The sequence below is a fragment of the Pseudomonas onubensis genome (genome assembly GCF_965653655.1).
Taxonomy (GTDB): domain Bacteria; phylum Pseudomonadota; class Gammaproteobacteria; order Pseudomonadales; family Pseudomonadaceae; genus Aquipseudomonas.
In genome coordinates this window covers 1-21715 of sequence record NZ_CBFHAZ010000014.1, presented here as the reverse complement: position 1 = coordinate 21715, position 21715 = coordinate 1, and the positions used below count along the sequence as shown (strand labels likewise).

The 21715-nt window shown below is 61.5% G+C and carries 20 protein-coding genes; 13 read left to right on the top strand and 7 right to left on the bottom strand.

Translation table 11 applies throughout. The annotated features are described in order from the left end of the window. Nucleotide 1: 1 nt before the first annotated feature. Together ACTD9P_RS07505 and ACTD9P_RS07500 are read right to left on the bottom strand one after the other, a co-directional pair. Nucleotides 2–3064, bottom strand: coding sequence for an efflux RND transporter permease subunit (locus ACTD9P_RS07505; RefSeq protein ID WP_438867211.1), 3063 nt, complete (start codon nt 3062–3064; stop codon nt 2–4). Nucleotides 3065–3077: 13 nt separating this feature from the next. Further along, on the bottom strand, nt 3078–4202 hold the full coding sequence (locus ACTD9P_RS07500) for an efflux RND transporter periplasmic adaptor subunit (protein ID WP_438867210.1): 1125 nt from the start codon (nt 4200–4202) through the stop codon (nt 3078–3080). A gap of 243 nt (nt 4203–4445) precedes the next feature. Between ACTD9P_RS07500 and ACTD9P_RS07495 the strand changes: the two genes are divergently transcribed. Both ACTD9P_RS07495 and ACTD9P_RS07490 read left to right on the top strand, forming a co-directional pair. Next, nucleotides 4446–5051 carry a TetR/AcrR family transcriptional regulator gene (locus ACTD9P_RS07495; protein ID WP_438867209.1) on the top strand — a complete coding sequence of 202 codons (606 nt, stop codon included), beginning with the start codon at nt 4446–4448 and terminating at the stop codon, nt 5049–5051. Between the two features lie 211 nt (nt 5052–5262). Continuing rightward, entirely contained in the window at nt 5263–5721 is a 459-nt protein-coding gene (locus ACTD9P_RS07490) for an REP-associated tyrosine transposase (protein ID WP_219268134.1), read from the top strand. Nucleotides 5722–5849: 128 nt separating this feature from the next. On the opposite strand, the gene ACTD9P_RS07485 is transcribed toward ACTD9P_RS07490, so the two are convergent. Beyond that, nucleotides 5850–6290 carry a GlcG/HbpS family heme-binding protein gene (locus tag ACTD9P_RS07485; protein ID WP_438867208.1) on the bottom strand — a complete coding sequence of 147 codons (441 nt, stop codon included), beginning with the start codon at nt 6288–6290 and terminating at the stop codon, nt 5850–5852. A 256-nt stretch (nt 6291–6546) separates the two neighbouring features. Here ACTD9P_RS07485 and gcl point away from each other — a divergent pair, with 256 nt between their 5' ends. The 8 genes from gcl to ACTD9P_RS07445 all read left to right on the top strand — a co-directional run bounded on the left by gcl (nt 6547) and on the right by ACTD9P_RS07445 (nt 15973). Then, nucleotides 6547–8322, top strand: coding sequence for a glyoxylate carboligase (gene gcl, locus ACTD9P_RS07480; protein ID WP_017136240.1), 1776 nt, complete (start codon nt 6547–6549; stop codon nt 8320–8322). Between the two features lie 10 nt (nt 8323–8332). After that, nucleotides 8333–9115, top strand: coding sequence for a hydroxypyruvate isomerase (gene hyi, locus ACTD9P_RS07475; RefSeq protein ID WP_056857114.1), 783 nt, complete (start codon nt 8333–8335; stop codon nt 9113–9115). Nucleotides 9116–9287: 172 nt separating this feature from the next. Then, nucleotides 9288–10178, top strand: coding sequence for a 2-hydroxy-3-oxopropionate reductase (locus ACTD9P_RS07470; protein WP_438867207.1), 891 nt, complete (start codon nt 9288–9290; stop codon nt 10176–10178). A gap of 167 nt (nt 10179–10345) precedes the next feature. Then, nucleotides 10346–11626 carry a glycerate kinase type-2 family protein gene (locus ACTD9P_RS07465; protein ID WP_138453077.1) on the top strand — a complete coding sequence of 427 codons (1281 nt, stop codon included), beginning with the start codon at nt 10346–10348 and terminating at the stop codon, nt 11624–11626. Beyond that, on the top strand, nt 11616–13031 hold the full coding sequence (gene pyk / locus ACTD9P_RS07460; protein WP_438867206.1) for a pyruvate kinase: 1416 nt from the start codon (nt 11616–11618) through the stop codon (nt 13029–13031). The genes ACTD9P_RS07465 and pyk overlap by 11 nt, the downstream gene beginning before the upstream one ends. A gap of 112 nt (nt 13032–13143) precedes the next feature. Next, nucleotides 13144–14016: an urea transporter gene (locus ACTD9P_RS07455; RefSeq protein WP_438867205.1), complete on the top strand. Its 873-nt coding sequence runs from the start codon at nt 13144–13146 to the stop codon at nt 14014–14016. Between the two features lie 31 nt (nt 14017–14047). Further along, nucleotides 14048–14872, top strand: coding sequence for an ion transporter (locus ACTD9P_RS07450; protein ID WP_200433536.1), 825 nt, complete (start codon nt 14048–14050; stop codon nt 14870–14872). Nucleotides 14873–14968: 96 nt separating this feature from the next. Then, nucleotides 14969–15973: a sulfate ABC transporter substrate-binding protein gene (locus tag ACTD9P_RS07445; protein ID WP_438867204.1), complete on the top strand. Its 1005-nt coding sequence runs from the start codon at nt 14969–14971 to the stop codon at nt 15971–15973. 133 nt (nt 15974–16106) lie between these two features. Here the strand turns inward: ACTD9P_RS07445 and ACTD9P_RS07440 are convergent, their stop codons facing one another. Then, nucleotides 16107–16721, bottom strand: a complete 615-nt coding sequence (locus ACTD9P_RS07440) for a DUF5666 domain-containing protein (protein ID WP_138816051.1) — start codon at nt 16719–16721, stop codon at nt 16107–16109. A 178-nt stretch (nt 16722–16899) separates the two neighbouring features. Here ACTD9P_RS07440 and ACTD9P_RS07435 point away from each other — a divergent pair, with 178 nt between their 5' ends. Continuing rightward, nucleotides 16900–18096: an MFS transporter gene (locus ACTD9P_RS07435; RefSeq protein ID WP_438867203.1), complete on the top strand. Its 1197-nt coding sequence runs from the start codon at nt 16900–16902 to the stop codon at nt 18094–18096. Here ACTD9P_RS07435 and ACTD9P_RS07430 read toward each other — a convergent pair. Together ACTD9P_RS07430 and ACTD9P_RS07425 are read right to left on the bottom strand one after the other, a co-directional pair. Beyond that, a complete protein-coding gene (locus tag ACTD9P_RS07430; protein WP_438867202.1) occupies nt 18093–18497 on the bottom strand; it encodes a type II toxin-antitoxin system HicB family antitoxin in 405 nt (134 codons plus the stop codon). The two genes, ACTD9P_RS07435 and ACTD9P_RS07430, sit on opposite strands and share 4 nt — an antisense overlap. An 11-nt stretch (nt 18498–18508) precedes the next feature. Continuing rightward, nucleotides 18509–18697, bottom strand: coding sequence for a type II toxin-antitoxin system HicA family toxin (locus tag ACTD9P_RS07425; protein WP_065901605.1), 189 nt, complete (start codon nt 18695–18697; stop codon nt 18509–18511). Nucleotides 18698–18890: 193 nt separating this feature from the next. Here ACTD9P_RS07425 and ACTD9P_RS07420 point away from each other — a divergent pair, with 193 nt between their 5' ends. After that, entirely contained in the window at nt 18891–19769 is an 879-nt protein-coding gene (locus tag ACTD9P_RS07420) for a LysR family transcriptional regulator (protein WP_438867201.1), read from the top strand. On the opposite strand, the gene ACTD9P_RS07415 is transcribed toward ACTD9P_RS07420, so the two are convergent. Beyond that, complete coding sequence (locus ACTD9P_RS07415; protein ID WP_438867200.1) at nt 19758–20879, bottom strand: cytochrome P450; 1122 nt, start codon at nt 20877–20879, stop codon at nt 19758–19760. The two genes, ACTD9P_RS07420 and ACTD9P_RS07415, sit on opposite strands and share 12 nt — an antisense overlap. 74 nt (nt 20880–20953) lie before the next feature. Between ACTD9P_RS07415 and ACTD9P_RS07410 the strand changes: the two genes are divergently transcribed. Next, nucleotides 20954–21649 carry an ArsR/SmtB family transcription factor gene (locus ACTD9P_RS07410; RefSeq protein WP_438867199.1) on the top strand — a complete coding sequence of 232 codons (696 nt, stop codon included), beginning with the start codon at nt 20954–20956 and terminating at the stop codon, nt 21647–21649. Nucleotides 21650–21715 lie beyond the last annotated feature (66 nt).

Sequence of the window (21715 nt, the reverse complement as noted above, 5' to 3'; positions counted from 1 at the left end):
ATTAATCCACCGCCACCGGGCGACGGCTGAAACGCTGCCCCAGGCTATGCATGGCGAGGAAGATCACCGGCGTGGAAAACAGCGTAAGCAACTGGCTCAGCAATAGCCCGCCGATGATCGCGATGCCCAGCGGGTGGCGCAGCTCCGAGCCGATGCCGGTGCCCAGCGCCAGCGGCACCGCGCCGAACAGCGAGGCCATGCTGGTCATCAAAATCGGCCGGAACCGCAGCTCTGCCGCCTGGCGAATCGCCTGCACCGGGCTCAAGCCGCCATCGCGTAAAAGCTCCAGCGCGAAGTCGACCATCATGATGCCGTTTTTCATGACGATGCCGATCAGCAACACAATGCCGATCAAACCGATAATGTCGAACTGCGTGCCGGTCAGCAGCAACGCCAGCAAGGCGCCGAGAGCCGCCGACAGCAGGGTCGAAAGAATCGTCACCGGGTGTACGAAGCTCTCGTACAAAATGCCCAGCATCAGGTACACCACCACAATCGCCGCCAGCACCAGAAACACCTGGTTGGACAGTGAAGCCTGGAACGTCGCCGCGGCGCCTTCGAGGTTGGCCTGCACCGACAGCGGTAGGCCGACCTTGACTTCAATCTGCTGCAAGCGCGTGACTGCCGCGCCCAAAGTCTGGCCGGGCGCGAGGTTGAACGACACGTCCGCGTAGGGGAACTGCCCCAGGCGATTGATAGTGACCGGCGAACGTACAATCTCCATGGCCGCCATGCTCGACAGCGGCGCCACGCCGCCGCCAGGAATATCCACGTACAACCCAGTGAGCAAGTCCGGCAGGTTACGCGGCGGGTGGTCGGTGGCGATCACCACGTGGTACTGGTTGAGCTGCGTGTAGATAGTCGAGACCTGGCGCTGGCCGAACGCGTCGTACAGCACATCGTCGATAGCCTGCGGCGTGATGCCCAGCCGCGAGGCGGTGGCGCGGTCGAAGGTCAGCTTGATCTGGTTGCCGAACTGCATGGCCTGGCTTTGTACATCGGTGAACATCGGGTCTTGCTTGATCGCGGCGAGCAGCTTGGTGGTCCACTGTTCCAACTCATCCGGGTCAGTGGCTTGCAGGCCAAAACGGTAGCTGGTGGTCGACACCGTGGCGTCCAGGGTCAGGTCTTGCACCGAGTGCAGATACAGGCGGATGCCTGCGTCATCGGCGTTGGCGTCGGCCAGGCGGCGGATCACTTCAGTACTGCTGTCACGTTCGCCACGCGGCTTCAGGTTAATCAGCAAATTGCCCTGATTGATGGTCGGGTTAGTCTGGTCAATGCCGACGAACGACGACAGGCTTTGCACTGCCGGATCCTTGAGGATGCGGGCCGCCAGGCGTTGCTGCTCGACTTGCATCTGCTGGAACGAAATGGTCGGTGAAGCCTGGGAAATGCCCTGGATCAGGCCGGTGTCCTGGTCGGGAAAAAAGCCCTTGGGCATGATCACCAGCGTGAACAAGGTCAGTGCTGCGGTGAGCACCACCGAAATCAAGGTCAAGGTACGGTGCGCCAACACCCAATCCAGGCCGCGCACGTAATGGTGGTTGATGCGGTCGAAGAAATCCGCCCGGCGTTGCTCATGCCGGGACTTGAGCATGCGTGCGCACATCATCGGCGTAAGCGTCAGGGAAATGAACGCCGAGATCACGATGGTCACTGCCACGGTCATGGCGAACTCACGGAAAAGCCGCCCGACCACATCGCCCATGAACAGCAGCGGAATCATCACCGCAATCAGCGCGATGGACAGCGAAATAATGGTAAAGCCGATCTGCTCCGCGCCCTTGAGCGCGGCTTGCAGTGGCGTGTCACCGGCCTCCAGGTAGCGCGTGATGTTTTCGATCATCACGATGGCGTCATCCACCACAAAGCCGATGGCAATCGTCAGCGCCATCAGCGTCAGGTTATTCAGGGAAAAGCCCAGTGCGTAGGCCACTGCTAGAGTGCCGATCAGCGTCAACGGGATGGTGACGGCCGGAATAATCGTGGCCGGCACGTTGCGCAAAAAGACAAAAATCACGATCACCACCAGCAAGATCGCCAGGCCGAGTTCGTACTGCACATCGGTGACCGAGGCGCGGATGGTCTGGGTGCGGTCGGTGAGCACCGCGACTTTCAAGGTGCCCGGTAGGCTCGCGCGCAGTTTGGGCAGCAGTTGCTGCACGCGGTCGACCACTTCGATCACGTTGGCGCCCGGTTGGCGCTGGATGTTCAGCACGATCGACGGCGTGTCGTTGGTCCAGGCGGCCTGGCGTGGGTTTTCCGGGCCTTGGGTGGAGCTGGCAATTTGCGAGAGGCGAATCGGCGCGCCGTTTTTGTAGGCGATCACCAGGTCGCGGTATTCCTCGGCCGATTGCAGCTGGTCGTTGGCGCCGATGGAATAGGCCTGAAATTTGCCGTCGATATTGCCCTTGGCCTGGTTGACGTTGGCAGTGCCCAAAGAGGTGCGCAAATCATCCAGCGACAGGCCGAGGCTGTTCAGCGCCGAGGTGTTGGCCTCGACCCGCACCGCCGGGCGCTGGCCGCCGCTGATGGTCACCAGGCCGACGCCGGTGATCTGCGAGATTTTCTGCGCCAGCCGTGTGTCGGCCAGGTCTTCGACCTTGGTCAGCGGCAGCACGTCGGAGGTCAGCGACAGCGTCAGCACCGGCGCATCCGCCGGGTTGACCTTGCTGTACACCGGCGGGTACGGCAGGTTGGCGGGCAGGAACGTCCCCGCCGCGTTGATCGCGGCCTGCACTTCCTGTTCGGCCACGTCCAGGGACAGCGACAGCTCAAATTGCAGGGTCACCACCGAAGCACCGTCGGAGCTGGTGGAGTTCATCGACTTGAGCCCCGGCATTTCGCCGAGCTGACGCTCCAGTGGCGCGGTGATCGAGGAACTGACCACATCCGGGCTGGCGCCGGGGTATTGGGTGAACACCTGGATGGTCGGGTAATCCACTTCCGGCAGTGCCGACACCGACAGCAAGTGATAACCCAACAGGCCAAGCAGCAGCACCGCGACCATCATCAACGTGGTGGCCACGGGGCGTTCGATAAAGGGCCGCGAAATATTCATGTTCGGCGACTCCTTACTGGGCGACGACTTTTACGGAGGATCCATCATCCAGTTTGTCGGCGCCCTCGGTGATCACCTGCTCACCGGCCTTGACCCCATTGTCGAGCACTGCCGAGACTTCCCCGGTGCTTGGGCCGGTCTTGATCGTGCGCAGGCTGGCCTTGTTGCCGTTGACCACAAAAACGAAATCGCCCTTGCTGCCGTGCTGAATCGCGCGGGTCGGCACCACGGCGATCTGGCTCAAGGTGTCGGCCTTGAGGCGCGCATTGACGAATTGGTTGGGGAACAGCGCAGTGCCCGAATCGTCGAACTGCGCCTTGACCTTGAGGGTGCCGGTACTGGTGTCCACCTCGTTATCCAACGCCAGCAACGTGCCGGTGGCAAGCAGGGATTGCTTGTTACGGTCATACGCCAGCACGCTGACGCTGCCATGGGACATGGCCTGGTTGATTGCGCCCAAGTCGTCCTCAGGCACGGCGAACACCACAGTGGCCGGGTTCATCTGGGTGATCACCACAATCGCGGTGGTGCTGGCGGTGGTCACGTAGTTGCCGGGGTCGACCAGGCGCAAGCCGACCACACCATCCACCGGCGAAGTGATGGTGCAATAGCTCAATTGCACTTCGAGGTTTTGCACATTGCCCTGGTCGGCGGCGACGGTGCCTTGTTGCTGCTGCACCAGGGACGCCTGGGTGTCGAAGGTTTGCTGGCTGGTGGAACCGGCTTTGACCAAGTCGCGATAACGCGCCAGGTCGCGTTGGGCGTTGCTCAGTACCGCCTGATCATGGGCCAGGTTGCCCTTGGCTACTGCCAGTTGCGCCTTGAGTGAGCGGTCGTCGATACGGGCGATGACCTGGCCTTTGCTGACGTGCTGGCCTTCCTTGAATTCCACGCCGGTGAGGATGCCATCGACCTGGCTGACCACCGTAACGCTGCGGGTCGGGGTGACGGTGCCGAGGGCGTCGATGTACACCGGCACGTCCTGCAACACCACCGGCACCACGGCAACCGGTTCACCCAGGGACGGCGGCTTGCCCTTGTGTTGCCCGCTGAAGAAGTGAATCCCTGCCAAAACCGCCAGTACCACCAAGACTACGCCGACCATCCAGGCGAACGTACGACGTCTGCTTTTCTCCACGGTTTCTCACTCACAAAAGCCAAAAACAGGATGAAGCGATGCAGCTTTGCACCGAATCGCTGCCCTGAACTCTAGCAGCGCGCCCGGTGCGTGCCTGTACAACCGTGAATGCGTTCAGCATCAAGACAGACAAACTCCGCTGTAACGCCCGGTGTGCAAGGGTTGCACCTGCATTCTTGAGCGCTGCGTCAAGCCGGTGCTACCATGCCCGACCGCCTGTCTTGGCAAGGAACCTGTTGGTTTATGAGCACCATTCGCGAGCGCAACAAAGAAAAGATCCTGCGGGCGGCAAGCGAGGAGTTTGCCGACAAGGGCTTCGCCGCGACCAAAACCAGCGACATCGCCGCCAAGGCCGGGCTGCCCAAGCCCAACGTCTATTACTACTTCAGGTCCAAGGACAACCTCTACCGCGAGGTGCTCGAAAGCATTATCGAGCCGATCCTGGCCGCCTCCACACCGTTCAACCCCGAGGGCGAGCCGTCGGTGGTGCTGAGCAACTACATCCGCTCGAAAATCCGCATCTCCCGCGATTTGCCATTTGCCTCCAAGGTGTTTGCCAGCGAAATCATGCACGGCGCCCCGCACCTGAGCCCTGAGCAGATCGAGCAACTCAACGCCCAGGCCAAACACAACATCAACTGCATCCAAAGCTGGGTAGATCGCGGCCTGATCGCCAACATTGACCCCAACCACCTGATGTTCAGCATCTGGGCGGCGACGCAGACGTATGCCGATTTTGACTGGCAGATATCAGCGGTGACCGGCAAAGCCAAGCTGGATGAGGCGGACTATGAGGCGGCGGCGCAGACGATTATTCGGTTGGTGTTGAAGGGGTGTGAGTTGGGCTGATGGGCCGTGGTGCCTGTGCTATTCGCGAGCAAGCCCGCTCCCACACTTTGAACCGCGCCAGACATAAATTGAATGAACACCACAGAGCCCATGTGGGAGCGGGCTTGCTCGCGAAAGCGCCCATCCAGACACATCCTGCCAAAAGCCTGCCAATCAGCATCAGCCGTCGAGATCTAGCCTCTCAGAACCCCAACTGAAGAGAGGCCATGGAATGCCTGATCTAGCCACTTCACACCGCCTGCGCATCGGGCGATTCAGCGAACCAAACCGCATCTACCTGATTACCACCAACACCCACGAACGAGTCCCACTGTTCGGCGACTTTCACCTCGGCCGCCTGGTGGTCTGGCAGTTCAGACTGGCCCAATACCAAGGCCTGGCTAATTCCCTGGCCTGGGTAGTGATGCCAGACCATTTCCACTGGCTGATCGAACTGCAAAAAGGCTCGCTGGGGGATTTGATGTGTCAGGTGAAATCCAAAAGTACCCGGACAGTGAATGGTGCAACCGGACGCAAGGGCCGGCTTTGGCAAACCAGTTTTCATGATCGGGCACTGCGCAGGGAGGATGATTTGGTGAAGATGGCCAGGTATGTGGTGGCCAATCCATTGCGAGCCGGGTTGGTAGAGCGGATTGGCGATTATCCGTTGTGGGATGCTGTTTGGGTTTAGAGCCAAGACCGAGTCGCCGCCTTCGCGAGCAAGCCCGCTCCCACACTTGATAGAGTTCCAGCTGTGGAATGCAGTCAAAATGTGGGAGCGGGCTTGCTCGCGAAGGGGCCCTTACAGTCACCACATAATCAAGCCGAACCCCCCGCATCCGCCAACAACCCCACCCCCTCGATCGCCGTAATTGCGCACTGCTCATCAATATCCGAGGTATCCCCGCTGATCCCGATCGCCCCCAGCACCAGCCCATCCTGATTCCGTATCAACACCCCACCCGGTGCCGGCACCACGCTGCCCTGGCCCAGGCTGTTCAACGCGGCGATAAACGCCGGGCGCTGCTGTGCGTCCAGCGCCAACAGGCGCGAGCCCTTGCCCAATGCAATCGCGCCCCAGGCCTTGCCGATGGCGATTTGCGGGCGTAACAGGCTGGCGCCGTCTTCGCGTTGCAGGGTGATCAAGTGGCCGCCGCTGTCGAGCACCGCAATGGTCAGCGGCGCAGCCGAGATCGTGCGGCCTGCGGTGAGGGCCTGGCTGGCCAGTTGGGTGGCGAGTTTCAAGGTTAAAGCGCTCATGGTGCCGTCCTTCTTTTGTTATTGGGAATGCGCTGGAGGTCTGTTTGATCAGATGCTCGATTACACAAATAGAACACAATGATATTTAATTTTGTATACAATATTTTCGCACAAAGGCTCCATACGTCGAAAAAAGTGCTTCCGACGAACGCCAGGACCACTTTGCAAAATGCATTGACCTGCGGCGCTTGCCGTGAATACACTTTGTCCAGACACCACTTGTATACAATTACAAAACGCAAGAGGCACCAAAACCATGAGCAAAATGAGAGCAATCGAAGCCGCCGTCCTGGTAATGCGCCGTGAAGGCGTGGACACCGCCTTCGGTATCCCGGGCGCCGCGATCAACCCGCTGTATTCGGCCTTGCAGAAGGTCGGTGGCATCGATCACGTCCTTGCTCGCCACGTTGAAGGCGCCTCGCACATGGCCGAGGGTTACACCCGCACCAAGGCCGGCAATATCGGCGTGTGCATCGGCACCTCCGGCCCGGCGGGCACCGACATGGTCACCGGCCTGTACAGCGCCTCGGCCGACTCGATCCCGATTCTGTGCATCACCGGCCAGGCGCCGCGTGCCCGCATGCACAAGGAAGACTTCCAGGCCGTGGATATCACCAGCATCGTCAAGCCGGTGACCAAGTGGGCGACCACCGTTCTGGAGCCCGGCCAAGTGCCCTACGCGTTCCAGAAAGCCTTTTATGAAATGCGCTCCGGCCGCCCTGGTCCGGTGCTGATCGACCTGCCGTTCGACGTGCAAATGGCCGAGATCGAATTCGACATCGACGCCTATCAGCCACTGCCGCTGGCCAAGCCATTGGCCACGCGCATCCAGGTGGAAAAAGCCCTGGCCCTGCTCGATGCGGCTGAACGCCCCTTGCTGGTCAGCGGTGGCGGCGTAATCAATGCCGACGCCAGCGAGTTGCTGGTGGAGTTTGCTGAACTCACCGGCATCCCGGTGATCCCGACCCTGATGGGCTGGGGTACGATCCCGGACGATCACCCATTGATGGTGGGCATGGTCGGCCTGCAAACCTCGCACCGTTATGGCAACGCAACGATGCTCAAGTCGGACGTGGTGCTGGGCATCGGCAACCGCTGGGCCAACCGCCACACCGGTTCGGTGGAGGTGTACACCGAAGGCCGCAAGTTCATTCACGTCGACATCGAACCGACGCAGATTGGCCGCGTATTCACGCCGGATCTGGGCATCGTTTCCGACGCCGGTTCTGCGCTGACGATGTTCATCGAAGTGGCCCGCGAGTGGAAAGCCGCCGGCAAGCTCAAGGATCGCAGCGCCTGGCTGCATGACTGCCAGCAGCGCAAGGCCACCCTGCACCGCAAGACCCACTTCGACAACGTGCCGGTCAAGCCGCAACGCGTGTACGAAGAGATGAACCAGGTGTTCGGCAAAGACACCTGCTACGTCAGCACCATCGGCCTGTCGCAGATTGCCGGCGCGCAATTCCTGCACGTGTACAAGCCACGCCACTGGATCAACTGCGGCCAGGCCGGCCCATTGGGTTGGACCATCCCGGCGGCACTCGGTGTGGTCAAGGCCGACCCGAGCCGCAAAGTGGTGGCGCTGTCCGGCGACTACGACTTCCAGTTCATGATCGAAGAGCTGGCGGTGGGCGCGCAGTTCAAACTGCCGTATATCCACGTGGTGGTGAACAACTCCTACCTGGGCCTGATTCGCCAGGCCCAGCGCGGGTTTGAGATGGACTACTGCGTGCAGCTGTCCTTCGACAACCTCAACGCGCCGGAACTCAACGGTTATGGCGTGGACCATGTGGCCGTCGCTGAAGGCCTGGGTTGCAAGGCCCTGCGCGTATTCGAGCCTGGCCAGATCCAACCGGCGTTGCGCAAGGCGCAGGAAATGATCGAAGAATTCAAGGTTCCGGTGATTGTTGAGATTATTCTGGAGCGCGTGACCAATATTTCCATGGGCACCGAGATCAACGCCGTCAACGAATTCGAAGATCTGGCCCTGGTCGGCAACGATGCGCCGACTGCCATTTCCCTGCTCGATTAAGGAGAACCCTATGCCGCGTTTTGCCGCCAACCTGTCCATGCTGTTTACCGAGCAGGACTTTCTCGCCCGTTTCAAAGCGGCCGCCGACGCCGGCTTCCAGGGTGTGGAATACCTGTTCCCGTATGAGTTCAGCTCCGCCGAGATCAAGGCGCAGCTGGATGCCAACGGCCTGACCCAAGTGCTGTTCAACCTGCCGGCCGGTGACTGGGCCAAGGGCGAGCGCGGTTTGGCGTGCCACCCGGACCGGGTCGAGGAGTTCCGTGCCGGGGTCAAGCTGGCCATCGCCTACGCCCAGGTGCTGGGCAATACCCAGATCAACTGCCTGGCCGGGATTCGCCCCGCCGGTGTGGATGACGAAACCGTAGAAAAGACCTTTGTCGCCAACCTCAAGTACGCCGCCGACAAGCTGCAAGCGGCGGGCATCAAGCTGGTGATGGAGATGATCAATACCCGCGACATCCCGGGGTTCTACCTGAACAACACGGCGCAGGCCCTGTCGATTCGCGAACAGGTGGGCAGCGCCAACCTGTTCCTGCAATACGACATCTACCACATGCAAATCATGGAAGGCGACCTGGCCCGGACCATGGCCGCGCACCTGGGTGAGATCAACCACATCCAGCTGGCCGACAACCCTGGGCGTAACGAGCCGGGGACCGGGGAGATCAACTATCGCTTCCTGTTCGAGCATCTGGATCGGATTGGTTACGCCGGTTGGGTCGGCTGCGAGTACAAGCCGCTGACCACCACCGAGGCGGGACTGGGTTGGCTCAAGACCCATAACGCCATCTAACTCAACACACAGGACCCAATGTGGGAGCGGGCTTGCTCGCGAAAGCGGTGAGTCAGTCGACGAAGATGTTGAATGAAAGACCTTCGCGAGAAAGCCCACTCCCACATTTGGATCTTCGGTGTTTGGCAGACCGTGTCCGCCCTGCACATAGAATAAAAAGAGGATTTTGATCATGGCTAAAATCGGATTTATCGGCACCGGCATCATGGGCCAACCCATGGCCGCCAACCTGCAAAAAGCCGGACACCAACTGTTCCTGTCCGAGCATCACGGCAAGGCGCCCGAAGCCCTGATCGCGGCCGGCGCGGTGGCCCTGGCCAACCCGCAGCAAGTCGCCCAGGAAGCCGAGTTCATCATCGTGATGGTGCCCGACACCCCACAGGTGGACGATGTGCTGTTCCGCGCCGACGGTGTTGCCGCCGGCCTGTCACCCAACAAAGTGGTGATCGACATGAGTTCGATCTCGCCCACCGCCACCAAGGCGTTCGCCGCGAAGATCAACCAGACCGGCGCGCAATACCTCGACGCGCCGGTGTCCGGCGGTGAAGTCGGCGCCAGGGCTGGCACCTTGAGCATCATGATCGGTGGCGAGCCGCAGACGTTCGAACGCGCCCTGCCGCTGTTCCAGGCCATGGGCAAAAACATCACCCTGGTCGGCGGCAATGGCGATGGCCAGACCGCCAAGGTGGCGAATCAGATCATCGTCGCGCTGAACATCCAGGCAGTGGCCGAAGCACTGCTGTTCGCCTCCAAAAACGGCGCCGACCCGGCCAAGGTGCGCGAAGCGCTGATGGGCGGGTTTGCTTCGTCGAAGATCCTGGAAGTGCATGGCGAGCGCATGATCAAGGGCACCTTTGATCCGGGCTTTCGCATCAACCTGCACCAGAAAGACCTCAACCTGGCGCTGGCCGGGGCCAAGGAGCTGGGCATCAACCTGCCGAACACGGCCGGTACACAGCAGGTATTCAGCACCTGCACGGCGATTGGTGGCGGCAATTGGGACCACTCGGCGCTGATCAAGGGCTTGGAACACATGGCGAATTTTTCGATTCGCGATAAGTAACAAACACCACTGATCGTACTGATCGTTCCCACGCTCCGCGTGGGAATGCAGCCCAGGACGCTCTGCGTCCCAAAGCATGACGCAGAGCGTCACATGAGGCATTCCCACGCAGAGCGTGGGAACGATCGCTGCACCTCTAATAACAAAAAATCCCCGGGAGCCCGCTTATGTCGGTCGATCCGCAACACCTGCTTCGCGAGCTGTTTGCCACAGCCATCGACGCCGCCCACCCCCGACAAGTCCTTGAACCTTATCTGCCCGCCGACCGCAGCGGCCGTGTAATCGTGATCGGCGCCGGCAAAGCCGCGGCCGCCATGGCGCTGGTGGTCGAGAACTGCTGGCAGGGCGAAGTCTCGGGCCTGGTGGTCACCCGTTACGGCCACGGCGCACCGTGCAAGAAAATCGAAGTGGTCGAGGCCGCGCATCCGGTGCCCGATGCGGCCGGCCTGGCCGTCGCCAAGCGCGTGCTGGAACTGATCAGCAACCTCACCGAAGACGACCGCGTGATCTTCCTGCTCTCCGGCGGTGGTTCGGCCTTGCTGGCCCTGCCCGCCGAAGGCATCACCCTGGCCGACAAACAGACCATCAACAAGGCCCTGCTCAAATCCGGCGCGACCATTGGCGAGATGAATTGCGTGCGCAAGCACCTCTCGGCCATCAAGGGCGGCCGGTTGGCCAAGGCCGCATGGCCGGCGACGGTGTACACCTACGCCATCTCGGATGTGCCGGGCGACCAGGCCACGGTGATCGCCTCCGGCCCCACCGTCGGCGACCCAAGCACTTCGCAGCAAGCCCTGGCGATTCTCAAGCGCTACGGCATTGAGGCGTCGGCGTCGGTGCGCAACTGGTTGCAGAACCCAGCCTCGGAAACCGTCAAACCCGGCGACCCGGTGCTCGCCCGCAGCCACTTCCAATTGATCGCCCGCCCGCAGCAATCGCTGGAAGCGGTAGCGGTGAAAGTTCGCCAGGCCGGGTTCAGCCCGTTGATCCTCGGTGACCTGGAAGGCGAAGCACGCGACGTGGCCAAGGTACACGCCGGTATCGCGCGGCAAATCGTGCAGCACGGCCAACCCTTGGCGGCGCCGTGCGTAATTCTCTCGGGCGGTGAAACCACCGTCACCGTGCGCGGCAATGGCCGTGGCGGGCGCAATGCCGAATTCCTGCTGAGCCTGACCGACAGCCTCAAAGGCCTGCCCGGCGTGTACGCGCTGGCCGGTGACACCGACGGCATCGACGGCTCCGAAGACAACGCCGGCGCAATCATGACCCCGTGCAGCTACCGACGCGCCGAAGCCCTGGGCCTTAGCGCCAGCGACGAGCTGGACAACAACAATGGCTACGGCTACTTCGCCGCGCTCGACGGTTTGATCGTCACCGAGCCGACCCGCACCAATGTCAATGACTTGCGCGCCATCCTGATTCTTGAGACTGCCAAACATGACGCCTGACAAGAAAGTCAAAATCCTCGCCACCCTCGGCCCGGCCACTGACGGCATCGATGACATCCGCGAGCTGGTGGAAGCCGGGGTGAATATCTTCCGGCTGAACTTCAGCCACGGCGAGCATGCCGACCACGCCCAGCGCTACCAGTGGATTCGCCAGGTGGAGCGCCAGCTCAATTACCCGCTGGGCATCCTCATGGACCTGCAAGGGCCGAAGCTGCGCGTCGGGCGCTTTGCCGAGGGCAAAGTGCAACTGGTGCGCGGCCAGGCGCTGCGCCTGGACCTGGACCCGACCCCGGGCGATCAACGCCGGGTCAACCTGCCCCACCCCGAGATTATCGCCGCGCTGGAGCCGGGCATGGACCTGCTGCTGGACGACGGCAAACTGCGCCTGCGCGTGATCACCAAACATGCCGATGCCATCGACACTACCGTGCTCAATGGCGGCGAACTGTCCGACCGTAAAGGCGTGAATGTGCCGCAAGCCTTGCTGGAACTCAGCCCGCTGACCGCCAAGGACCGCCGCGACCTGAGCTTCGGCCTGGAGCTGGGCGTGGACTGGGTGGCGCTGTCGTTTGTGCAGCGCCCGGAAGATATCCGCGAAGCCCGCGAGTTGATTGGTGACAAGGCGTTCCTGATGGCCAAGATCGAAAAACCCTCAGCCGTGCTGCGCTTGCAGGAGATCGCCGAACTGAGCGACGCGATCATGGTTGCAAGAGGCGACCTGGGTGTGGAAGTGCCCGCCGAGAGCGTGCCGCAGATCCAGAAAGACATCATCAGCACCTGCCGCCAATTGGGTAAACCGGTGGTAGTAGCCACGCAGATGCTCGAATCCATGCGCTTCTCACCGGCACCGACCCGCGCCGAAGTGACCGACGTGGCCAACGCCGTGGCTGAAGGCGCGGACGCGGTGATGCTCTCGGCCGAAACCGCCTCGGGCGAGTACCCGCTGGAAGCCGTGCAGATGATGAGCAAGATCATCCGCCAAGTGGAAAACGGCCCGGATTACCAGATGCAACTGGACGTAAGCCGGCCCAAGGCGGATGCCACGGTGTCGGACGCGATCAGCTGCGCGATCCGGCGTATCAGCAGCATTCTGCCGGTGGCGGTGCTGGTGAACTACAGCGAGTCCGGCAGCTCCAGCCTGCGCGCAGCGCGGGAGCGGCCAGTGGCACCGATCCTCAACCTCACGCCGAACCTGTCTACGGCCAGGCGTTTGAGCGTGGCCTGGGGCGTGCACTCGGTGGTCAATGACCGGCTGCGCCAGGTCGATGAGGTGTGTTCCACGGCGCTGGAAATTGCCCAGGCGCAAGGCATGGCGCAGCGCGGGGACACCCTGGTGATTACGGCGGGGGTACCGTTTGGGCAGCCGGGGTCAACGAACTCGTTGCGTATCGAGACGTTGATTTAGCGTCTGTAAGGGCCTTTTCGCGAGCAAGCCCGCTCCCACATTTGGAATGCATTCCCCTGTGGGAGCGGGCTTGCTCGCGAAGGGGGCAACTCGGTCTCACTGACTAACCACCATGCACAACCCAACCTGCCCCGACTGGGCCGAAGCCCTGCTCAATGGCTTCAGCCAGATATTCCTGCAACGCCAGCCGCTGTGCGGCCTGCTGTGCCTGTTGGCCATCCTGATCGGCGCCCCGGCCTTGCTCGGCGGGGCGTTGCTGGGTGGCCTCGCCGGGTTGCTCACGGCCCAGCGCCGGGGCTATCCCAAGGCGGAACGCCAGGCTGGCTTGTACAGCTACAACGGCGTGCTGCTGGGTGTGTTGATCAGCCAGCACTTCGCCTGGTCGGCGTTGCTGCCGCCGTTGATTCTGGCGTGCGGCGGCCTGAGTGCGATGCTCACGCGACAATGGTTGAAACATGCCCGCCAGCCGGATGACTTGTCTGCGTACACCGCGCCCTTTGTCGGCCTGGGCTGGCTGCTGATCGGCAGCGTGCCTGAGCCGACGTTCGCGCTGGTCGAGCCCGACGTTCTGTCTGTGCTCAGTGCGCCGTTTACCGGCCTTGCGCAAGTCATGCTGCTGGACCAACCCCTGGCGGGAGTCTTGATTGCCGTCGGCCTGTTGTTGGCCAACCGTCGCGCCGCCCTGTGGGCTTTGATCGGCGCTACTGCTGGCGTGCTGGTCGCTCTACTGCTCGACGAACCCGCCAGCGCCCTCCTCGGCCTGCACAGCTACAACCCGGCCCTGGCGGCACTGGCCTTGAGCCAATCACGCCGCCAGCCGTGGCTGCCAGTGGTGGGCATCCTGCTGGCGATCATCCTCACGCCCGGTTTTGCCGCCCTGCACCTGCCCGCGTTGACCGCGCCGTTTATCCTCGCCTGCTGGCTGGTGCGCGCCACACAGCGGATGTTCAAAGCCCGCGTGGACAGCCCGTTCGAATCCCCCTAGGCTTGCTCGATATTCGATTCAGGCGGGTTTTATGGACAGCAACAGCGACTGGCGTCAGCGCCTCTATGTCATGGTATTCCAGAGCGACACCGCAGCCGGGCGGCGTTTTGACGGCATCCTGCTACTGATCATCCTTGCCAGCATTGTGATCGTGATGCTCGACAGCATCGACGACATCCACCAGAACTACGCCAATGTGCTGGCCTATATCGAATGGGGCTTCACGCTGATCTTCGCGATTGAGTACGGCTTGCGGCTGTACTGCTCGCCCAAACCCTTGCGCTACGCCTTCAGCTTTTATGGCCTGGTGGACTTGCTGGCCATCGTGCCCGGCATCCTCGCGCTGTATTACAGCGATGCCCAATACCTGCTGATTATCCGCATCATTCGAATGCTGCGGATTTTCCGCGTGCTCAAGCTCAGCCCGTACCTCAAGCAAGCCAACTACTTGATGGCGGCGCTGCGCGGCAGCAAACAGAAGATCGTGGTGTTCCTGGTCAGCGTGTGCACCCTGGTGACGGTATTCGGCACCCTGATGTATGTGATTGAAGGCCCGGAGCACGGGTTTACCAGCATCCCCAAGGGCATCTACTGGGCGATCGTGACCCTCACCACCGTAGGCTTTGGCGATATCGTGCCGAAGACGCCGCTGGGCCAGGTGATTTCGTCGCTGGTGATGATCACCGGTTACTCGATCATCGCCGTGCCCACCGGTATTTTTACCGCTGAACTGGCCAGCGCCATGCGCGGTGAACAGCTGGAACACGATTGCCCGGTGTGCAAGAAAAACAGCCACGAACCCAACGCGGCGTTTTGCTCGCGCTGCGGCAGCAATCTGTTTCATAAAGTGGAATAAGCACAGTACGTTTTAATCTTTAAACGCCTATGCAGGCCCGGCTATAGTTGCTGGCAAATTGCCCCCAGTCTTCTCTCGAACAACAAGGAATGAGCAGTGAAAAAAATCCTCAGCGCCTCTCTCCTGGCCGCGGGCCTGGCCCTGGCCGGTGCCGTACAAGCCGCACCGGTCACACTGCTTAACGTCTCCTACGACGTGATGCGCGACTTCTACAAGGACTACAACGCCGCCTTCCAGAAGCACTGGGAAGCCGAGCACCCGAACGACAAGCTGACCCTGCAAATGTCTTTCGGCGGTTCCAGTAAACAAGCGCGCTCGGTGATCGACGGCCTGCCGGCCGATGTGATCACCATGAACATGGCCACCGACATCAATGCCCTGGCGGACAACGGCAAACTGGTGCCGGACAACTGGGTCACGCGCCTGCCGAACAACAGCGCGCCGTTCACCTCCGCCACGGTGTTTATCGTGCGCAAGGGCAACCCCAAAGCCCTGAAAGACTGGCCGGATCTGCTCAAAGATGGCGTGCAAGTGATAGTGCCCAACCCGAAAACCTCGGGCAATGGCCGCTACACCTACCTGTCGGCCTGGGGTTATGTGCTGAATAACGGTGGCGATGAAGACAAGGCCAAGAAGTTCGTCGGCAAATTGTTCAAACATGCACCGGTGCTGGACACCGGCGGCCGCGCCGCCACCACCACGTTCATGACCAACCAGATCGGCGACGTGCTGGTGACCTTTGAGAACGAAGCCGAAATGATCGCCCGTGAATTCGGCCGTGATCAGTTCGAAGTGATCTACCCAAGCGTTTCCGCCGAAGCTGAACCGCCGGTGTCGGTGGTCGACAAAGTGGTCGACAAGAAAGGCACCCGCGTTGCCGCCGAGGATTACCTGAAGTACCTGTGGTCGCCCGAAGGCCAGGAAATTGCCGCCAACAACTACCTGCGCCCGCGTGATCCGAAAGTGCTGGCCAAGTACACCGACCGTTTCCCGAAAGTCGACTTCCTGTCGGTGGAGAAGACCTTTGGTGACTGGCGTACCGTGCAGAAGACCCACTTCAATGATGGCGGGGTGTTTGACCAGATCTATTCGGGTCAATAACTGAAGGTACGCGGTAAAAAAATGTGGGAGCGGGCTTGCTCGCGAATGCGGTGGTTCAGTCGATTGATTCGGTGACTGACACTGCGCATTCGCGAGCAAGCCCGCTCCCACATTTTGGATCTGTGTTTTGCAGTTACATCGGCGGTGTCACGCCATCCTTGCCGGCTGAGATCGCCTGGGCCGTAATGGTCCCATCCGCGCCCTGCGCCGCAAACAACACCACCTTCACACCCGCCTTGAGCAAGCTGCGATCGCCCGGCTCCAGGTTCACGATCGGCACATCCTCCGGCACCACAATCTTCTGCTCGCCGCCTTTGTACTTCACGGTCAGGGTGCGCCCGTTGCTCACCACCAGGTCGCCAACCGTGCCATTGGTCATGCTGCTGCCTTCTTTCAAATCGAACGCGCGGTGCCCGTCGCCCGTGCCGGCCATGGCCGGTGGGAATACGTGGACTTCCAGCGCAGTCAGGGTGCCATCGGCGTTCGGCATGGCGGCCGAGCCGATGTAGCTGCCGGGCTTGATCTCATCGATCTTGGCCAGGGTAACGGCGCGTACCTGGGTGGCCGGCGTCAGATGCACCACAACCTCTTCACCACTGTTGACCTTGACGTGCATCGCGTCGCCGTCCATCGCAGTAATGGCGCCGCGCACGCCGACCCGTGGGGCTTCGGCGGCATTCGCCAACCCAATGGCCATGGCCGCAGCCAGGGTGGAGGCCAGGAGCATCTTGTTCAGCGTGATTTTCATCGCAATGGATTTCCTGTTTCGACAGTTATGTCTGAATGTATCATTGGCGTTCGACGCAAAAGTTAACGATTCAGTCATTAATTTGCGGCATGAGTGATATCAATGCGCGCGCCCTACACCGGCGCAGGCGTTGTCTTTACTCTCGCACGCCACCTTCCTTCGCTTGAATGAGAACACCATGACCGCTACCTCACACGCTTCAAGCACCATGACCCGAGGCATGGTGATGCTGTTTGCGTTCTGTTGCGGCGCCATTGTTGCCAACATCTACTACGCCCAGCCGATCATCGAGTTGATCGCGCCGGACATCGGCCTGACCCCGGCACTGGCCAGCCTGATCGTCTCACTCACGCAAATCGGCTATGCCCTGGGCCTGTTCTTTCTGGTGCCGCTGGGCGACCTGCTGGAAAACCGCAAGCTGATGATCATCACCAACCTGGTGGCCATCGTCAGCCTACTGGGTGCAGCGTTTGCTGAGCAGCCGAATGTGTTCCTGCTTGTGTCGTTGCTGATCGGCTTCAGTTCCGTCTCGGTGCAGATTCTTATCCCGCTGGCCGCGCACCTGGCGCCCGCCGAGTCCCGAGGCCGTGTAGTCGGCAGCATCATGGGTGGCCTGTTGCTGGGCATCCTGCTGGCGCGGCCGGTGTCCAGCCTGGTGGCTGACCACTTTGGCTGGCGGGCGATGTTCATGGCGGCGGCTGCGGTGATGGTGTTTATCAGTGCGGTGCTGATGCTGACCATCCCCAAGCGCCAGCCCGACCATAGCGCCAGTTACGGCCAACTGCTGGGCTCGCTGGGCACCTTGCTGCGCAAGCAACCGCTACTGCGTCAGCGTGCGTTCTACCAAGGCTGCATGTTCGCCACCTTCAGCCTGTTCTGGACCGCCGCACCGTTGGAACTGGCGCGTAACCATGGCCTGAGCCAAAGCGAAATCGCCCTGTTTGCCCTGGTCGGCGCCCTGGGTGCCATCGCCGCGCCTATCGCCGGGCGCCTGGCCGATGCCGGGCACACGCACCGCGCCTCGCTGCTGGCCATGGTGTTTGCCGCGTTGAGCTTCCTGCCGGCTTTTGTACACCCGTTGTACAGCGTGATCGCCCTGGCGTTGACCGGCGTGGTCCTGGACTTCTGCGTGCAGATGAACATGGTGCTCGGCCAACGTGCCATCTACGCCCTCGACGCCAACAGCCGCAGCCGCCTGAACGCACTGTACATGACCAGCATTTTCATCGGCGGTGCCTTCGGCTCGGCGATTGCCAGCAGCGTGTATGAACACGGCGGCTGGCTGGGCGTGATGCTGGTGGGCAGTGCATTCCCGCTGGTGGCATTGGTGCGGTTCCTGAGCGCTTCGCGCCAGGCCGCAGTGGCTACCGCTTAAGAACGCACCAACTTCTCCAACGCCGCATCCGCCAGAAATGACGAGCGGCTTTTGACCTTGTGCTCGCGCACATAACGGTCGATACGCTGGATGACATAGCCGGGCAAGGTCACATTGACCTTCTCGGTCTTGCCCAGATAGGGCGAGATATCCAGCTCCAACATGCCCCAGCCCATGCCTGCGTAATCTTCGTGGGCATGGTGGTTGGCCACCGATGTCGGCATCGGAATTGTGCCGCCTTCAGCTGCGATCTCCTGCAGCATGATGTGGGCGATTTCTACCGCAGCGTTGTAGGCCTCTTCAAAACTGTCCCCGGCGGTGACCGCGCCTGGAATATCGGGGATCTGGATACCGGTGGCGGTGAAGTCATCGCCCCATTCGATACAGATTGGGTATTGCATGCATGCTCTCCTTAAAACTGAAACAGCCCGGCGCGCTTTCTGATACTGCGGACGGTGCCCAGAGGCAGGTCCTTTTTGGGATGAGGCACCGGGATCGTGTACGGGTTATAGCGGTGGGTAAAAATATGATGACTGCCCGTGACCCGATCCAGCACCCAACCCGCCTCTTGCAGCTCCTTGATCAATAACCTGCTTTGCACCCCAGCCTCCTTGGCTTGGCCTGAATAAAAGTAACCCTAGAGTTATCTTTACTCAAGCACAGATTTCGCTGGTCGGACTGGCGGCTGTATTGCTGAATATTGAACACGCCCGATTTTTCAACCCCGATTACACTCAACGCCCAGAACCCTCAGCCATGCTCGAGGGCCTCACCCGCTAACCCAAGGACCTTTGATGGACCGCCTCAGCGCAATGGAAACCTTCGTCCACGTGGTCGAAACCGGCTCATTCTCCGCGGCAGCCAAACGCTTGGGCATAGGCCAGCCCGCCGTGTCAAAAAGCATCGCGCAATTGGAGGCGCGCCTGGCGGTGCGGTTGCTGTTGCGCTCCACACGCGGCCTGACCCCGACCGAAGCGGGCCTTGCCTATTTCGAGCGGGCCAAGCGCGCCATCGATGAAACCAACGAGGCCGACGACGCTGCACGCGGCGCCGGGGCCGGGCTGTCGGGCAACCTGCGCGTCAGTGCTGCAACCACCTTTGCGCGGTTGCACGTCATCCCGCACCTGGGGCCATTTCTGGAGCGATATCCCGCCGTCAATATTGAAGTGGTGCTCAATGACCACTCGCTTAACCTGGTGGAAGAAGGCATCGACGTGGCCCTGCGCATGGGCAACCTGGTCGACTCAGGCCTTACCGCGCGCAAGATTGCCCAATCCCACCGGCAAATCCTCGCCACCCCAACCTACTTCGAACGCTTCGGTGAGCCCGCCACCCCGGCGGATGTGCTGCAACATCAAGCGATCATCTACAGCCTGGGCGGCGGCGCACGCTGGACCTTCAGCAAGGGCGACAGCCACTACCCGATCGTCGCCAGTGGCCGCATACGCGTGACCTCGGCGGAAGGCGTGCGCGCCGCCGTGCTCAACCATTTGGGCCTGACCATGGCGTCGACCTGGATGTTTGCCCCGGAGTTGGCCAGCGGCGAAGTAAAAGTCGTGCTGAACGACTGGCGGCTGCCGCCCCTCGATTTATGGGCCGTATTCCCCACAGGCCGCATGGCGAGTGCCAAGGCACGGGCGTTTGTGGAGTATGTAGAAGGGTTACTGACTTAGTGCAGTTTCATCAAACCTGGGAATACGGCCGTTAAGCGATGGCCAGTAGCTGAACCGGCCAGCGCCCGCCAGCAAAGCCGGCTGACGACGCAGCAAGGCCAACACAGCTTGCGCGGCGATCGTCAGCGCCAGCTGTTGGCCTGGGCACTGATGGCGCCCGCTACCAAAGCTGAACAGACGCCGTTGCGTGCGCGCCAGCACAAAACTGTCGGGATCGGTGTTGGCCTCAGCGTCGCGATTAGCCGACGCCAGCAGGACTAAAATACTTTCTCCCGCCGCCAACACCTGGTTGCCAATGGTGCAGCGCGCCGCCACGAATCGCCGTGTGTTTTGCACCGGTGAATCGTAACGCGCCACCTCCTCCACCAGCGCCGTGGCGAGGGCTGGCGTGCGCACAATCTGCGCAACCAACTCAGGTTGCCGCGCGAGCATCACCAGTGAGTTGCCGATCAACCCGGCGCTGGCTTCACAGGTCTGCGACAACAGCCCGATCAGATTGGCGGTCAATACCTGCGCATCCTCCCAGTTGCCGCTGCGGATATGGGCCAGCAGCGCTGTATCTTCCAGCACCGCACAAAACATCTGCTGCAACTGCGACGCGCCGGTATGCGCATTGCACAGTTGCGCTTCACTGCTCAGCGGTGAAAGGCCGGCGACCAACGCCCGCGTCAGCCCGGCAACACATGCCAGTTGTGGCGCCGGGCATCCCAGCAGCGACGCAACCACCGCGACGGGCAAGGTAAACATCAGCGCATCCAGGCTCTGCACGCTGTCGATCAACCGAGCGACCCGCTCGGCGACGGCCGACGCCCCAACCGCCGCCAACGCAGGCTCAATCGCCGCCCGTGGGCATTGATGCGCCGGGCCTTCGTTCATGCGCATCCACCGCGCAAAAAGCTGTCCTGCCGCACCCTGTGCTATCGCCTTGGGCACCGGTTCGTGTAACGGGCGTACGTGACAGTCCGGGTGTGCCAGCACTGCCTCTACCGTCTTGGCGCGACTGGCGACCCACAGGCCCAGCTCGGCATCGAACAGCAGTTCTTCATGGCGCCGCAGGCTGGCGTAATACGCATAGGGATCAACATGGGTAGCAGCTTGCAGCGGTGTCATCCGGGACGTCCTGTGCTTAAAGAAGCGTTACTATCGGCGCTCCCACGCGGCAATGATTCGTTCAGGAACGAAATATGAACGCCTTTGATGATGACGCGGCACTCTCACAAATCGCCGGGGCGATAGCAGAGCCTGCGCGCACAAAAATGCTCTGCGCGCTGATGGATGGCCATGCGCGCACCAGCACCGAGATGGCTGTGATTGCCGGCGTCAGCACCTCCACGGCCAGCGCCCACTTGGCCAGGCTCAAGGACGATGGCCTGCTCACGCTGCACACCCAGGGCCGACACCGTTACTACAGCCTTGCCGGCGCGCACGTGGCCCAGGCCATCGAAGGGTTGATGGTGATCAGCCGTACTACCGCCCAGGTGTTTGTCCCCAGCACGCCCAACCGTCTGCAGCTCGCACGCACCTGCTACGACCACATGGCCGGCACGCTGGCGGTGCACCTGCACGACCATTTCATCGCCTCTGGTTGGCTGGTTGGCGACGGCACCTATGCGCTGACGGCGCCCGGCGAAACCGCGATGATCGCGCTGGGGCTGGATATGCCTGCGTTACGCGCGCAACGTCGGCGTTTCGCCTGTGCCTGCCTGGACTGGAGCATGCGCCGGCCGCATTTGGCAGGGGCATTGGGCGCGGCGGTTTTGCAGTGCGTGATTCGTCGTGGGTGGGTGACTCAGGATCTGGACAGCCGGGCGCTGGGGGTCACCGCGAAGGGGCGCAAGGCGTTTGCAGCGCGCTTTGGAATACACACTGCCGAACAATAAAGACCAAAGGTGAGAGCGGGCTTGCTCGCGAATGCGGTGTGTCAGTGACAGATGAATTGACTGACC

Excerpts from the sequence above, each read along its gene's own strand:
- ACTD9P_RS07505 (WP_438867211.1), bottom strand. The coding sequence starts at position 3,064 with ATGAATATTTCGCGGCCCTTTATCGAACGCCCCGTGGCCACCACGTTG.
- ACTD9P_RS07495 (WP_438867209.1), top strand. The coding sequence starts at position 4,446 with ATGAGCACCATTCGCGAGCGCAACAAAGAAAAGATCCTGCGGGCGGCA.
- ACTD9P_RS07490 (WP_219268134.1), top strand. The coding sequence starts at position 5,263 with ATGCCTGATCTAGCCACTTCACACCGCCTGCGCATCGGGCGATTCAGC.
- ACTD9P_RS07485 (WP_438867208.1), bottom strand. The coding sequence starts at position 6,290 with ATGAGCGCTTTAACCTTGAAACTCGCCACCCAACTGGCCAGCCAGGCC.
- gcl (WP_017136240.1), top strand. The coding sequence starts at position 6,547 with ATGAGCAAAATGAGAGCAATCGAAGCCGCCGTCCTGGTAATGCGCCGT.
- hyi (WP_056857114.1), top strand. The coding sequence starts at position 8,333 with ATGCCGCGTTTTGCCGCCAACCTGTCCATGCTGTTTACCGAGCAGGAC.
- ACTD9P_RS07470 (WP_438867207.1), top strand. The coding sequence starts at position 9,288 with ATGGCTAAAATCGGATTTATCGGCACCGGCATCATGGGCCAACCCATG.
- ACTD9P_RS07465 (WP_138453077.1), top strand. The coding sequence starts at position 10,346 with ATGTCGGTCGATCCGCAACACCTGCTTCGCGAGCTGTTTGCCACAGCC.
- pyk (WP_438867206.1), top strand. The coding sequence starts at position 11,616 with ATGACGCCTGACAAGAAAGTCAAAATCCTCGCCACCCTCGGCCCGGCC.
- ACTD9P_RS07455 (WP_438867205.1), top strand. The coding sequence starts at position 13,144 with ATGCACAACCCAACCTGCCCCGACTGGGCCGAAGCCCTGCTCAATGGC.
- ACTD9P_RS07450 (WP_200433536.1), top strand. The coding sequence starts at position 14,048 with ATGGACAGCAACAGCGACTGGCGTCAGCGCCTCTATGTCATGGTATTC.
- ACTD9P_RS07440 (WP_138816051.1), bottom strand. The coding sequence starts at position 16,721 with ATGAAAATCACGCTGAACAAGATGCTCCTGGCCTCCACCCTGGCTGCG.
- ACTD9P_RS07435 (WP_438867203.1), top strand. The coding sequence starts at position 16,900 with ATGACCGCTACCTCACACGCTTCAAGCACCATGACCCGAGGCATGGTG.
- ACTD9P_RS07430 (WP_438867202.1), bottom strand. The coding sequence starts at position 18,497 with ATGCAATACCCAATCTGTATCGAATGGGGCGATGACTTCACCGCCACC.
- ACTD9P_RS07420 (WP_438867201.1), top strand. The coding sequence starts at position 18,891 with ATGGACCGCCTCAGCGCAATGGAAACCTTCGTCCACGTGGTCGAAACC.
- ACTD9P_RS07415 (WP_438867200.1), bottom strand. The coding sequence starts at position 20,879 with ATGACACCGCTGCAAGCTGCTACCCATGTTGATCCCTATGCGTATTAC.
- ACTD9P_RS07410 (WP_438867199.1), top strand. The coding sequence starts at position 20,954 with ATGAACGCCTTTGATGATGACGCGGCACTCTCACAAATCGCCGGGGCG.